A 13599-nucleotide genomic window follows, 5' to 3' on the forward strand; every position below is an offset into this window, starting at 1 on the left:
GTTAATCATGGTTAGGCTAGAAAAAAACGATCCCTTAATGCTGGCTCGCCAGTTACCTATCAAATCCGTCGCCCTGATTCTGGCTGGCGGCCGCGGTACGCGACTCAAGGATCTGACCAACAAGCGGGCCAAACCCGCAGTACACTTTGGCGGTAAATTCCGCATCATCGACTTTGCGTTATCCAACTGCCTGAACTCCGGGATTCGCCGTATCGGCGTTATCACCCAGTACCAGTCCCACACGCTGGTACAGCACATCCAGCGCGGATGGTCCTTCTTCAGTGAACAGATGAACGAATTTGTGGATCTGCTGCCCGCTCAGCAGCGGATGCACGGTGAAAACTGGTATCGCGGTACCGCCGATGCGGTCACCCAGAACCTCGACATTATTCGCCGTTACAAGGCGGAGTACGTGGTCATCCTTGCCGGTGACCACATCTACAAACAAGACTACTCGCGCATGCTTATCGACCACGTCGAAAAAGGCGCGCGCTGCACCGTAGCGTGCATTCCAGTGCCCATTGAAGAGGCAACGGCGTTTGGCGTGATGGCGGTTGACGAAAACGACAAGATTATCGAATTCGTGGAAAAACCGGCTAATCCACCGGCCATGCCTGGCGACCCAACCAAATCGCTGGCGAGCATGGGTATCTATGTCTTTGATGCCGATTATCTTTATGAACTGCTGGAACGTGACGACGTTAATGAAAACTCCAGCCACGACTTCGGCAAAGATTTAATTCCGTTAATTACCAAAGCTGGCGCGGCTTATGCACATCCATTCCCGCTGTCCTGCGTGCAATCCGACCCGGATGCAGAACCGTACTGGCGCGATGTAGGGACGCTTGAAGCCTACTGGAAAGCGAACCTTGACCTGGCGTCGGTGACGCCTGAGCTGGATATGTACGACCAGAACTGGCCTATTCGCACGCACATGGAATCCCTGCCTCCGGCGAAGTTCGTCCAGGACCGCTCCGGCAGCCACGGCATGACCCTGAACTCACTGGTTTCCGGCGGCTGTATTATTTCCGGTTCCGTGGTGGTGCAGTCGGTGTTGTTCCCGCGCGTGCGCGTGAACTCATTCTGTAACATTGATTCGGCAGTCTTACTGCCAGATGTCTGGGTGGGTCGTTCCTCACGCCTGCGTCGCTGCGTTATCGACAGGGCCTGTGTGATCCCGGAAGGGATGGTGATCGGTGAAGATGCGGAAGAGGATGCACGCCGCTTTTACCGTTCGGAAGAAGGGATTGTGCTGGTGACGCGCGAAATGCTGCGTCAGCTTGGCTACAAACAGGAGCGATAATGCAGGTCTTACATGTTTGTTCTGAGATGTTCCCGTTATTAAAAACGGGCGGTCTGGCGGATGTAATTGGCGCGCTGCCAGCGGCACAGATTGCTGAAGGAACCGATGCACGCGTGCTGTTACCTGCATTCCCGGATATCCGTCGCGGTATTCCGGATGCCAAAGTGGTGAGCCGTCGCGATACCTTTGCCGGGCGGATGACGCTGCTGTTTGGACATTATAATGGCGTGGGCATCTACCTGATTGATGCACCGCACCTCTATGACCGTCCGGGGAGCCCGTATCACGACACCAATCTGAATGCTTACGTCGATAACGTGAAGCGCTTTGCGCTGCTGGGCTGGGTGGGCAGTGAAATGGCCTGCGGTCTGGATCCGTTCTGGCGTCCTGATGTGGTTCACGCTCACGACTGGCACGCGGGCCTGGCTCCGGCCTATCTGGCGGCGCGCGGTCGCCCGGCGAAGTCGGTGTTTACCGTACACAACCTGGCCTACCAGGGGCTGTTCTACGGCCACCACATGGAAGAGATTCAGCTGCCGGCTGAGTTCTTCAACATGCATGGTCTGGAGTTCCACGGACAGATTTCGTTCCTGAAAGCGGGGCTTTACTACGCCGACCATATTACGGCGGTCAGCCCGACCTATGCGCGGGAAATTACCGAGCCGCAGTTTGCCTACGGAATGGAAGGGCTGCTGCGCCAGCGTCATCGGGAAGGGCGTCTGTCGGGGATCCTCAACGGCGTGGATGACAACGTCTGGAGCCCGGAAAAAGATCTGCTGCTGCCGGCAAGCTACAGCCGCGACACGCTGGAGCGGAAAGCGGAAAACAAACGTCAACTGCAAACCGCCATGGGGCTGAAGGTCGATGACTCCGCACCGCTGTTTGCCGTGGTCAGCCGCCTGACCAGCCAGAAAGGGCTGGATCTGGTGCTGGAAGCGCTGCCGGGCCTGCTGGAGCAGGGCGGGCAACTGGCGCTGTTGGGTGCGGGTGACCCGGTACTACAGGAAGGTTTCCTCGCCGCCGCCGCCGAGCATCCGGGGCAGGTGGGCGTCCAGATTGGCTATCATGAAGCGTTCTCGCACCGCATTATTGGTGGCGCGGATGTGATTCTGGTGCCGAGCCGCTTTGAGCCGTGCGGCTTAACGCAGCTTTATGGTCTGAAGTACGGCACGCTGCCGCTGGTTCGCCGTACCGGCGGTCTGGCCGACACCGTTGCGGATAGCTCGCTTGAGAACCTCGCCGATGGTATTGCCAGCGGCTTTGTGTTCGAAGACAGCAACGCCTGGTCGCTGCTCCGCGCTATCCGCCGTGCTTTCGTTTTATGGTCTCGTCCATCGCTCTGGCGCTATGTGCAACGCCAGGCGATGAACATGGATTTTAGCTGGCAGGTTGCTGCGCACTCTTATCGTGAGCTTTACCAACGCCTGATCTAACTACGGGGATCTGAATAATGAATGCACCCTTTACGTATGCATCACCGACCCTCAGCGTTGAGGCACTGAAGCACTCTATTGCCTATAAGCTGATGTTCACCATCGGGAAAGATCCGGCTATCGCGAACAAGCATGAATGGCTGAACGCCACGCTGTTTGCCGTTCGCGATCGCATGGTGGAACGCTGGCTGCGCTCCAACCGCGCGCAGCTTTCCCAGGAAACGCGACAGGTGTACTACCTGTCGATGGAGTTTTTGATTGGCCGCACGCTTTCCAATGCGCTGTTATCGTTAGGTCTGTATGACGACGTGAAAAACGCGCTGGAAGGAATGGGGTTAGACCTGGAAGAGCTGATCGACGAAGAGAATGACCCAGGGCTTGGCAACGGCGGCTTAGGCCGTCTGGCAGCCTGCTTCCTCGACTCTCTGGCGACCCTGGCGCTGCCGGGGCGCGGCTACGGCATTCGCTACGACTACGGCATGTTTAAACAGAACATCGTCGACGGTCGTCAGAAAGAGTCGCCGGACTACTGGCTGGAATACGGTAACCCGTGGGAGTTCCCGCGCCACAACACGCGCTATAAAGTTCGCTTTGGCGGTCGCGTGCAGATGGAAGGCAAAACCAGCCACTGGCTGGAGACGGAAGAGATTCTGGCGGTGGCTTACGATCAGATTATCCCAGGTTATGACACCGATGCGACCAACACGCTGCGTCTGTGGAACGCCCAGGCCAGTAGCGAAATCAACCTCGGTAAGTTTAACCAGGGCGACTACTTCGCGGCGGTGGAAGATAAAAACCACTCCGAGAACGTTTCCCGCGTGCTCTATCCGGATGACTCCACCTACTCCGGACGCGAGCTGCGTCTGCGCCAGGAGTATTTCCTGGTCTCGGCGACGGTGCAGGACATTTTAAGCCGCCACTATATGTTGCATAAAACCTATGCCAACCTGGCGGATAAAATAGCCATTCACCTCAATGACACCCACCCGGTGCTGTCGATTCCTGAGCTGATGCGTCTGCTGATTGATGAGCATAAGTTCAGCTGGGAAGCGGCGTTTGAGGTGGCCTGTCAGGTCTTCTCCTACACCAACCACACGCTGATGAGCGAAGCGCTGGAGACCTGGCCGGTCGACATGCTGGGCAAAATTCTGCCGCGCCATCTGCAGATTATCTTTGAGATTAACGACTACTTCCTGAAGACCCTGCAGGAGCAGTACCCGAACGATACCGGGCTGCTGAGCCGCACGTCGATCATCGACGAGTCCAACGGCCGCCGCGTGCGTATGGCATGGCTGGCGGTGGTGGTGAGCAAGAAGGTCAACGGCGTGTCTGAGCTGCACTCGAATCTGATGGTGCAGTCGCTGTTTGCCGACTTCGCCGCCATCTTCCCGATGCGCTTTACCAACGTGACCAACGGCGTGACCCCACGTCGCTGGCTGGCGCTGGCGAACCCGGCGCTCTCCGACGTGCTGGATGAGAATATCGGTCAGACCTGGCGTTCAGACCTCAGCCAGTTGAAAGAGCTGGAACAGCATATTGATTATCCGAAGGTAAATCAGGCGGTGCATCACGCTAAGCTTGAGAACAAAAAGCGCCTGGCGACCTTTATTGCCCAGAACCTCAACGTGGTGGTGAATCCGAACGCGCTGTTCGACGTGCAGATTAAGCGTATTCACGAGTACAAACGTCAGTTGATGAATGTGCTGCACGTGATCACCCGCTACAACCGCATCAAGGCCGACCCAGATGCGCAGTGGGTGCCGCGTGTGAATATCTTCGCCGGGAAAGCGGCTTCCGCTTACTACATGGCGAAGCACATTATTCACCTGATCAACGACGTGGCTAACGTGATCAACAACGATCCGCAGATTGGCGACAAGCTGAAAGTGGTCTTTATCCCGAACTACAGCGTGAGCCTGGCGCAGATGATCATCCCAGCGGCGGATCTCTCCGAGCAGATTTCGCTGGCGGGTACTGAGGCATCCGGCACCAGTAACATGAAGTTCGCGCTCAACGGGGCGTTGACTATCGGTACGCTGGACGGCGCCAACGTCGAGATGCAGGAGCACGTCGGGGCAGAAAACTTCTTTATCTTCGGCAATACCGCTGAAGAGGTGGAAGCGCTGCGTCGTAAGGGCTACAGCCCGCGTGACTATTACGAGCAGGATGAAGAGTTGCATCAGGTGCTGACGCAAATCGGCAGCGGCGTGTTCAGCCCGAGTGAACCTGGACGTTACCGTGACCTGGTGGATTCGCTGATTAACTTCGGTGACCACTACCAGGTGCTGGCGGACTTCCGCAGCTACGTGGACTGTCAGGATAAGGTCGATGAACTGTATCGTGAGCCAGAGCAGTGGACCAATAAAGCGATGCTCAATATCGCCAACATGGGCTACTTCTCGTCGGACCGCACGATTCAGGAGTATGCGGAGAATATCTGGCACATAGAGCCGGTGAGACTGTAAAAACGAAAACGGGGCCGATTGGCCCCGTTTTATTTCCCGGCGTCACGTCGTTCGGCCGGGCTACGTTTCTGTGCCTTTGTAGCCCGGCCAAGCGAAGCGCCGCCGGGGAGGCTCACGACGCCAACGACATCTCAGGCTTTCCCAGCGTTTTTACCAACCATTCGCTGATACGTGACTGCTGCTCGGCATTCAGCCACATCCCCTGTTTAGTCCGACGCCAGATAGCATCATCCAGACGACGCACCCACTCGTGTTCGACCAGGTAGCGCAGTTCGGCTTCGTAAAACTCGTGGCCGAAATCTTCCCCCAGCCCGGCAATATCCTTCGCCTCGCCAATAATCAGCTCGCTGTTGCTGCCGTAGGTGCGGGCAAAGTGGCGCGCCAGCGATTCGGTGATAAACGGATAGCGACGGCGCAGTTTAGCCGCGTAGTCATCGCGGTCGTTGCCAATCTCACCGCCGGGCAGCACGGCGCCTTTGGTCCACGCCGGGCCGATGCCGCTGTAGTACGGCGCCAGTTTCTCCAGCGCGTGTTCGGCGAGCTTGCGGTAGGTGGTGAGCTTGCCGCCAAAGACCGACAGCAGCGGTGCTTTACCGTGGTCGTCGTGAATATCCAGTGTGTAGTCGCGGGTGATGGCCTGTGGTGAATCAGACTCGTCATCGCACAGCGGGCGCACGCCGGAGTAGGTCCAGACGATATCTTCGCGAGCGAGTTGCTTTTTAAAGTGGCCGTTGTAGACCTTCAGCAGATAGTTGATTTCGCTCTCGTCGATCTCGACGTTTTTCGGATCGCCGTGGTACTCCACGTCGGTGGTGCCGATGATCGAGAATTCATCCATCCACGGGATCACAAAGACAATACGCTTATCTTCGTTTTGCAGAATGTAGGCCTGCTTCTGGGCGTGCACGCGTGGTACCACGATGTGGCTGCCTTTAATCAGTCGGATACCGTACGGCGATGGCAGGTGCATACCGTCGTCGAAGAACTGTTTCACCCACGGGCCGGTGGCGTTCACCAGGCCGCGAGCCTGCCAGCGGAACTTCTCGCCGCTGTCGATATCTTCCGCTTCCACGATCCACAGGCCGTTTTCACGTTTTGCTGAGATGGCGCGGGTCCGGGTACGCACTTCTCCGCCTTGCTTCACCACCATCTGCGCGTTGGCTAACACCAGGCGCGCGTCGTCCACCCAGCAGTCGGAATATTCGAAACCGCGCACGATTTCCGGCTTCAGCACGGATTCTGCGCCAAAACGCAACCCGGTTGAAGCGGGCAGACTGGTGCGTTTGCCCAGATGATCGTACATAAACAGACCGGTGCGGATCATCCACGCTGGGCGCAGATGTGGGCGATGGGGCAGACGGAAGCGCATCGGGATGGCAATATGCGGGGCCATTTTCAGCAGCACTTCACGTTCGGCCAGCGCTTCGCTTACCAGACGGAATTCATAGTGCTCAAGGTAGCGCAGACCGCCGTGGATCAGTTTTGAGCTGGCGCTGGATGTGGCACAGGCCAGGTCTCTGGCTTCCAGCATCAGTACGGATAATCCGCGTCCTGCCGCGTCTGCCGCAATGCCTGCACCGTTAATGCCGCCACCTATCACAATCAGATCTTTGGTTTCCATTATTGCTACCTCTGGGACTTTCGTTATAGCTCACTAATGTTCGTTATCGCTCATAATAGCAAGTAAACGCGCTTTTGGTAACATTGAAAAAACATTTTAGAGTGATGTGCATAACATATTGGCGTTTACGTACCGTGAAGACGTACACTTGGCGGTAAAATGTCGTCAGCAAGACACCAGCCATAACGATAAGAGAGCACCATGGATCAGTTTGAATGTATTAACGTAGAACAGGCGCACCAGAAGCTGCAGCAGAGCGCTGCCGTGCTGGTGGATATTCGCGACCCACAAAGCTTTGCGATGGGCCACACCCCTGGCGCTTTTCATCTGACCAACGACACACTGGGCGCGTTTATGCGCGATAACGATTTTGAAACCCCGGTGCTGGTGATGTGCTATCACGGTAACAGCAGCAAGGGCGCGGCGCAGTACCTGCTGCAGCAGGGCTATGATCAGGTGTACAGCATCGACGGCGGTTTTGACGCCTGGCATCGTCACTTCCCAGCTGAAGTGGTACACGCCGGTTTCTAAGACCGTGTGGGTTTTTCCCTTCCAGATGCCGCCTCTTGTCAGGCGGCCTTTACGCGCCGCTGCAACGCATCCGTAAGGGTTTGGGTATATACTGTCCCCTTTTGTGTGGAATAGAAGCGACCTGCTGATGTTGATGATCACCTCTTTTACTAACCCGCGCGTTGCCCAGGCTTTTGTTGACTATATGGCAACGCAGGGCGTTATTCTGACTATCCAGCAGCATACGCGTAGCGATGTCTGGCTTTCCGATGAGTCCCAGGAAGCGCGCGTTCGCGACGAACTGGAACGCTTCCTGGCAAATCCGGCCGACCCCCGTTATCTGGCGGCTAGCTGGCAGTCCGGCCAGACTAACAGCGGCCTGCACTATCGTCGTTTTCCATTCCTGGCCACGCTGAAGGCGGGCGCAGGCCCGGTGACGATGGCCATCATGGCGGCCTGCATTCTGGTCTTTATCCTGATGAGCGTGATTGGCGACCAGCCGGTAATGCTCTGGCTCGCCTGGCCGTACGATGATTCGCTGAAATTTGAGCTCTGGCGCTACTTTACCCACGCGTTAATGCATTTCTCATTCGTCCATATCCTCTTCAACCTGCTATGGTGGTGGTATCTTGGCGGTGCGGTAGAAAAGCGCATTGGCAGCGGCAAGCTGGTGGTGATTACCGTGATAAGCGCGCTGCTGAGCGGCTTTATTCAGCATCAGTTCAGCGGTCCGTGGTTTGGCGGCCTGTCCGGCGTGGTGTATGCCTTAATGGGCTATGCGTGGCTGCGTGGCGAGCGCGATCCGCAGAGCGGCATCTTCCTGCCGCGCGGGCTGATTCTATTTTCACTCATCTGGCTGGTGGCCGGGTGGTTTAACGTTTTTGGGATGTCAATTGCGAACGGCGCACACGTCACCGGGCTGGTGATTGGTCTGGCAATGGCCTTTGTCGACACGCTTAATGCGCGCAAGCGAGCATAATTTTCCAGGGATTCATCATGAAACAAACACAACGTCATGACGCGATAATCGAGCTGGTAAAACTTCAGGGCTACGTCAGTACGGAAGAGCTGGTGGAACATTTTTCCGTTAGCCCTCAGACCATTCGTCGCGATTTGAATGACCTTGCGGAGCAGAAAAAAATTCTGCGTCACCACGGCGGGGCGGCGCTGCCGTCCAGTTCGGTGAACACCTCCTGGCACGACCGTAAGGCGACTCAGGCGGAAGAAAAAGAGCGTATCGCCCAGAAGGTGGCAAGCCAGATCCCGAACGGCTCGGCGCTGTTTATCGATATCGGCACTACCCCGGAAGCGGTGGCCCATGCGCTGCTCAACCATAGCGATCTGCGAATCGTCACCAACAACCTGAACGTGGCGAATACGCTGATGGCGAAAGAGGACTTTCGCATTATTCTGGCGGGCGGTGAACTGCGCAGCCGGGATGGCGGCATTATTGGTGAAGCGACGCTCGACTTTATCTCCCAGTTCCGCCTGGATTTCGGCATCCTCGGGATCAGCGGCATCGACAGCGATGGCTCGCTGCTGGAGTTTGATTATCATGAAGTGCGCACCAAGCGCGCAATTATCGACAACTCTCGCCACGTGATTCTGGTTGTTGACCATTCGAAGTTTGGCCGTAACGCGATGGTGAATATGGGCAGTATCAGCCTGGTGGATGCGGTCTTTACCGACGTTCTGCCGCCGCCGGGCGTGATGCAGGTGATTGCGGAAAATGATGTGCAGCTTGAGCTGTGCTAAATCATGTAGCCCGGACGAGGCGCGCTAGCGCCGACTCCGGGGAATCCCCGGCGTCACTTCGTTCGGCCGGGCTACGGTTTTATGACATCTGCTGCTGGAATTTGCCTTTGCTCAGATCGGCCACGATATGGTTCATGCGATCTTCCGTCAGGCGGTAGTAGCGGATGGAAATGGCGGTGATCAGATAGAAGATAGCCGGTAGTACCGTAAACAGTATTAATACTCCACGGACAGCTTCCGCTGACTGTTGTTCAACCCCCGCCTGATAGCCATAGAATGCCAGACCCCAGCCGGTGAGTGCACCGCCGATGGCGACGCCCAGTTTGATAATAAAGATATTCGCTGCCACGTTCATACCGGTAATACGACGCTGGGTTTTCCACTCGCCATAGTTGTTGGCATCGGTAATCATTGACCACTGCAGCGGGGCGTTAATGCCCTGAAGGATATTAAGGACCACGTGGACGATAAACGCTGGCATCCAATATTCGGTTGGCAGAACCAGGAACAGTAAACCGAATAAGGCGCTGAGCACGTTGATCCACACCGATGCGCGGATTTTACACATCCAGGAACCGATATATTTCGCCATCAGGCTGCCAATCACGGCGGCAATGGTGGTGGCCAGCATAAAGATGGAAATAACGCTGCTGCCCTGGTGCAGAATATATTGTACGAAATAGACCAGCAGCCCACCGCGAACCACAACGCCGCAAAGCATCGCCAGGTTATATACCGATAGCACGCACCACTGATCGTTTTTCATCAGAATACGCACGTCGCGCAAAATGTTCAGGTTCTCCTCTTTCACCGGCGTAATACGCTCGCGGGTGGTCATAAAGCAGATCAGGAACATGATGCAGCCGATAACGCCGAAAATCCCCATCGCCCACTGCATACCGGAGGCTCTATCGCCCGGTGCAATCAGGTCTGCCAGCGGGAGAATCAGCGCGGTACCCATTGCACCGCCAATCGGTGCGACGGCAAACCGCCAGGACTGCAGCGACAGGTTTTCCCGTGGGTCTGCGGTAATGGCCGCGCCCAGCGAGCAGTAAGGAATATTAATTGCGGTATACATTAATGTCATAAATATATACGCGACAACGGCGTAGACAATTTTCCCGGTTTGTTCGAAGTTCGGCGTGGAATATACCAATACGCAACTGACGGCAAACGGAACGCAAATAATCAAAAGCCAAGGACGGAAACGCCCCCAGCGGCTTTTGGTCTGGTCAGCAATCGCCCCCATAATAGGGTCAGTAATGGCATCCAGTACCCTGACGACTAAAAATAACGTCCCCATTACCGCTGGGGGTAATCCATAGATGTTCGTATAAAAATAAGCAAGAATGGCAACGGAGGAATCAAAAACGATATGGCTGGCGGCATCGCCAAGGCCAAATCCGAACTTCTCTTTATTACTGATTTTTTCGGTTAATGCCGACATAGAGTCACCTTTTTATTATTACGTGCCAACATACGACACCACTTATAAAAGGTGGCTCTAAGCCTGAATATTCCAATTTTTCACTTTGGACTTATGTTAATTCTCTAATGTGACGCAGCTATCTCTTTATGATTTGGCGTTGGCAATGCCGGATGGTGGCTACGCCTTATCCGGCCTACAACGTGTGCAGGCCTGATAAGCGCAGCGCCATCAGGCACAAATTACACGCCGTACCCCATCATCTTCAGCAACTTCTGGGCATGCTGTACCGCATCCTGACGATGCGCCACGCCGAGTTTCTGATAGAGGTTGCGGATATGCGTTTTGATGGTCGTGGCCGCCACGTCCAGCTCACCGGCAATCTGCTCGTTGCTGTAGCCCGAATAGATAAGCCCCAGTACCTGCCATTCACGCTGGGTGAGCGGGCTGGTGCGGATAAGCTCCGGTACTTCCGGATGGTTGAGCAGGCGCTCGACGAAGCTTTCGTCAAAGTGGGCAAACTTGTGACGATGGTGCTGGTTAATCTCGCGCAGAATGCGCTGGGCGCGGTGCTGATCGAGCTCTGGCAGCGTATTCAGCTGAATCAACTGGCGCAACTGCTGCGCCATCGCTTCACCTTCAATCACGAAGTGGCTGATAAAACCGGTGCGGTTGGCAAGCTGCAGCGCTTCCAGCAGCACACGCTGGGCTTCATTCTTATTTCCCGCCTGCCAGTGCAGCTGGTTCAGCAGCAGCAGGTTGCGGTTGAGATCGCTCATCAGGCGCAGCCCACGGGCGTTTTCGTTTAACTCTTCCAGCACCATTTCGGCAGAGTCGAACTCACCGAGCAGGATCTGCGCGCGGGCGATGTTACGCCACTGACCCTGCAGGAAGTGGTTATTGGCAAATTCCGGCTTCGGCGTATGGCGCAGCCAGTTAGCCGCCGCTTTTTTATCGCCGACCATCTGCCAGTAAATGACCCGTACTTTATCGGCGTTGGAGACCCAATCGCTGTGGTACGTACCGTTGCCGAGCAGGTTTTCCAGACGGTTCAGGTAGTTGCGGGCATTATCAAGATTGCCGCGCGCCAGCGAGCACTGCACCTGCAGGGTCAGGCACTGAAGCTGCTGCTGCGGCTGGAAGCCGCTCAGCACTTCAATGCCGGTGCGGGCGGCGGTTTCAGCCTCATCGAGGCGCGCCCATGCCCACAGCAGCTGCGCGCGGATGCGCAGCAGAAATTCGTGCATCGGCAGCTGTTCAAGATGCTGTTCGTGGATCAGCTGAAAGCCTTTCTCCTGGCACTCCCAGGCGGCCTGCAGGAAGCCCTGTGCGAACAGGATTTCACTTTGCTGGATCAGGCTCCACAGCGCGTAGTGCCAGATATCGTGGCGGCGCGCCATCTGTTCGGTTTGCTGCATCACGGCAATGGACTGACTCAGCAGGCCTTTGCAGTGCAGCACCTCACCGTGCACCGAGGTGGCCACGATGCGGCTGTAGAAGTTAGCCAGCGGCAGCTCTTCAAGCGCTACCGTTGAGAGCCGTTCGGCTTCATCCTGGTCACCGTCGTTAATCGCCACCTGGGCGCGCAGGGCGTTGAAATCGCCGTGCAGCGAGGTGTCCATTTCGAAGGTCATCTCCTGCTCGGCGCGGGCCAGCAGGGTGTTGACTTCGCTGTAGCGGTGCTGGCTTTGCATCAGCCAGGCCTGCAGCAGCACCAGACGCGGGTTCTCCAGCAAACTTTCCCACGGCAGGGCAGAGAGCGACTCTTCCAGCAGGGCAAGCTCGCTATGGTGGAACAGGCCCCAGGCGTGGTTGAGCAGAATATCGCGCAGCATTTTCGGGTCGCCCGCCGCCAGCGCGTGATGGATAGCTTCACTTGGGAAGCCTTGCGCCATCCAGCTTTCCGCGGCGGCGCGGTGAATGTCCGGCAGTTCAGCCGCCAGTTCCCACTGGCAGCGCTGACGCAGGAAACTACAGAACAGCGGGTGGTAGTTAAACCATTCGCCGGAATTATCCATACGCTGCACGAACAGCCCCTGACGCTCGATCTCTTCCAGACGCATCTGGCCGTTTTCTTCACCGGTTACGCGGGCGATCAGCGAGTCGTTCATCGAACGTAGCAGCGAGCTTTTCAGCAGGAAATTGCGGGTGTCCGGGTCAACGTTATCCAGTACTTCATCAACCAGATAGTCGGACAGGTGGCTGGCGTTAATGCCCGCTAGTCGGCGCGCGGAGTGTTGTGTGGCGTTGTTACGCTGACGCGCAGAGAGCGCAATCAGCTGGAGGGCGGTGGCCCAACCGGCAACGTCATCACACAGACGGCTGCTTTCCGCGGCCTCAATCGGCGCGGCTAAGCGGCAGTCGAAGAACTGTTTGGTTTCCGCATGGGTAAACGACAGCTGTTGGCTGCCGATTTCCAGCAGTTGGTCACGTACGCGAAGGTTGGCAATGCCCAACTGCGGCAGATTGCGCGATAGCACCACCAGCGTCAGATTCTCTGGCTGATGGCGCAGGAAAAAGCGCATCGCATCGTGGATGACGGGGTTCGTTATCAGGTGGTAGTCATCAATGACCAAATAGAGCGGACGCTGCCATTCGCTTAATTCAATAAACAGCTGAGAGAATAGAGAGCTCAGGCTAGCGTACTGGCGTTTTTGCACCATGTTTTCGCTGGCCACGCAATGACCCCCGGTTGCCTGCTGGATGGCGGCAATCAGGTAGCTGGCAAAGCGCTCTTGCTGATTATCGCCTTCATCAAGAGAGTACCAGCCGAGGTCGCTCATCCCTGCTGCCCATTGTGAAATAAGCGTTGTCTTTCCATAGCCAGCCGGACTGGTAATCAGCGCCAGACGATAATTGTTCGCGCCTGAAAGTTTCGCCAACAGTCTGTCGCGCACCACGGTGTGATCGAGACGGACGGGTCGACTGAGTTTTGACGGAATCAACATAGCTAATCACTTCACTGTGAGGATTGGAAAACGAGATTTTTTTTGCGCTTCGTAATTAATCCATACAAAGGTCGGTCAAATGACTATGTATTGCAAGTTATGTCCTGTTTTGATGTCTGTGAATTTGCTATATGTCAC

At 56.1% G+C, this 13599-nt stretch carries 9 protein-coding genes; 6 read left to right on the forward strand and 3 right to left on the reverse strand.

What is annotated here, in order from left to right; translation table 11 throughout:
- The first annotated feature begins 7 nt into the window (after positions 1–7).
- Genes glgC through glgP form a run of 3 tightly spaced genes read left to right on the forward strand, consistent with a single transcriptional unit; the run spans position 8 to position 5201 of the window.
- Positions 8–1303: a glucose-1-phosphate adenylyltransferase gene (gene glgC, locus V6940_RS08505; RefSeq protein WP_333495558.1), complete on the forward strand. Its 1296-nt coding sequence runs from the start codon at positions 8–10 to the stop codon at positions 1301–1303.
- Complete coding sequence (gene glgA, locus V6940_RS08510) at positions 1303–2736, forward strand: glycogen synthase GlgA (protein WP_333495559.1); 1434 nt, start codon at positions 1303–1305, stop codon at positions 2734–2736. Before glgC ends, glgA begins: the two co-directional genes overlap by 1 nt.
- Positions 2737–2753: 17 nt before the next feature.
- Positions 2754–5201, forward strand: a complete 2448-nt coding sequence (gene glgP / locus V6940_RS08515) for a glycogen phosphorylase (RefSeq protein WP_333495560.1) — start codon at positions 2754–2756, stop codon at positions 5199–5201.
- Positions 5202–5313: 112 nt separating this feature from the next.
- Here glgP and glpD read toward each other — a convergent pair whose 3' ends face one another.
- Positions 5314–6822: a glycerol-3-phosphate dehydrogenase gene (gene glpD / locus V6940_RS08520; RefSeq protein ID WP_333495561.1), complete on the reverse strand. Its 1509-nt coding sequence runs from the start codon at positions 6820–6822 to the stop codon at positions 5314–5316.
- Positions 6823–7023: 201 nt separating this feature from the next.
- Between glpD and glpE the strand changes: the two genes are divergently transcribed.
- The 3 genes from glpE (at position 7024) to V6940_RS08535 (ending at position 9087) form a co-directional block, all read left to right on the forward strand.
- Positions 7024–7353: a thiosulfate sulfurtransferase GlpE gene (glpE, locus tag V6940_RS08525; protein WP_333495562.1), complete on the forward strand. Its 330-nt coding sequence runs from the start codon at positions 7024–7026 to the stop codon at positions 7351–7353.
- 127 nt (positions 7354–7480) lie between these two features.
- Positions 7481–8311, forward strand: a complete 831-nt coding sequence (gene glpG / locus V6940_RS08530; RefSeq protein WP_185667337.1) for a rhomboid family intramembrane serine protease GlpG — start codon at positions 7481–7483, stop codon at positions 8309–8311.
- Between the two features lie 17 nt (positions 8312–8328).
- Positions 8329–9087: a DeoR/GlpR family transcriptional regulator gene (locus V6940_RS08535; RefSeq protein ID WP_333495563.1), complete on the forward strand. Its 759-nt coding sequence runs from the start codon at positions 8329–8331 to the stop codon at positions 9085–9087.
- Positions 9088–9166: 79 nt separating this feature from the next.
- Here V6940_RS08535 and V6940_RS08540 read toward each other — a convergent pair whose 3' ends face one another.
- Together V6940_RS08540 and malT are read right to left on the reverse strand one after the other, a co-directional pair.
- Entirely contained in the window at positions 9167–10534 is a 1368-nt protein-coding gene (locus tag V6940_RS08540; protein ID WP_333495564.1) for a glycoside-pentoside-hexuronide (GPH):cation symporter, read from the reverse strand.
- A 221-nt stretch (positions 10535–10755) separates the two neighbouring features.
- Entirely contained in the window at positions 10756–13461 is a 2706-nt protein-coding gene (malT, locus tag V6940_RS08545; RefSeq protein WP_185667334.1) for an HTH-type transcriptional regulator MalT, read from the reverse strand.
- Positions 13462–13599 lie beyond the last annotated feature (138 nt).

Source organism: Kluyvera sp. CHPC 1.251 (genome assembly GCF_036759945.1).
In the GTDB taxonomy this organism is placed as follows: domain Bacteria; phylum Pseudomonadota; class Gammaproteobacteria; order Enterobacterales; family Enterobacteriaceae; genus Kluyvera; species Kluyvera sichuanensis.

Coding starts and splice junctions, on each gene's coding strand:
- glgC (WP_333495558.1), top strand. CDS start 8: ATGGTTAGGCTAGAAAAAAACGATCCCTTAATGCTGGCTCGCCAGTTA.
- V6940_RS08540 (WP_333495564.1), bottom strand. CDS start 10,534: ATGTCGGCATTAACCGAAAAAATCAGTAATAAAGAGAAGTTCGGATTT.
- glpG (WP_185667337.1), top strand. CDS start 7,481: ATGTTGATGATCACCTCTTTTACTAACCCGCGCGTTGCCCAGGCTTTT.
- glpE (WP_333495562.1), top strand. CDS start 7,024: ATGGATCAGTTTGAATGTATTAACGTAGAACAGGCGCACCAGAAGCTG.
- malT (WP_185667334.1), bottom strand. CDS start 13,461: ATGTTGATTCCGTCAAAACTCAGTCGACCCGTCCGTCTCGATCACACC.
- glgP (WP_333495560.1), top strand. CDS start 2,754: ATGAATGCACCCTTTACGTATGCATCACCGACCCTCAGCGTTGAGGCA.
- glgA (WP_333495559.1), top strand. CDS start 1,303: ATGCAGGTCTTACATGTTTGTTCTGAGATGTTCCCGTTATTAAAAACG.
- V6940_RS08535 (WP_333495563.1), top strand. CDS start 8,329: ATGAAACAAACACAACGTCATGACGCGATAATCGAGCTGGTAAAACTT.
- glpD (WP_333495561.1), bottom strand. CDS start 6,822: ATGGAAACCAAAGATCTGATTGTGATAGGTGGCGGCATTAACGGTGCA.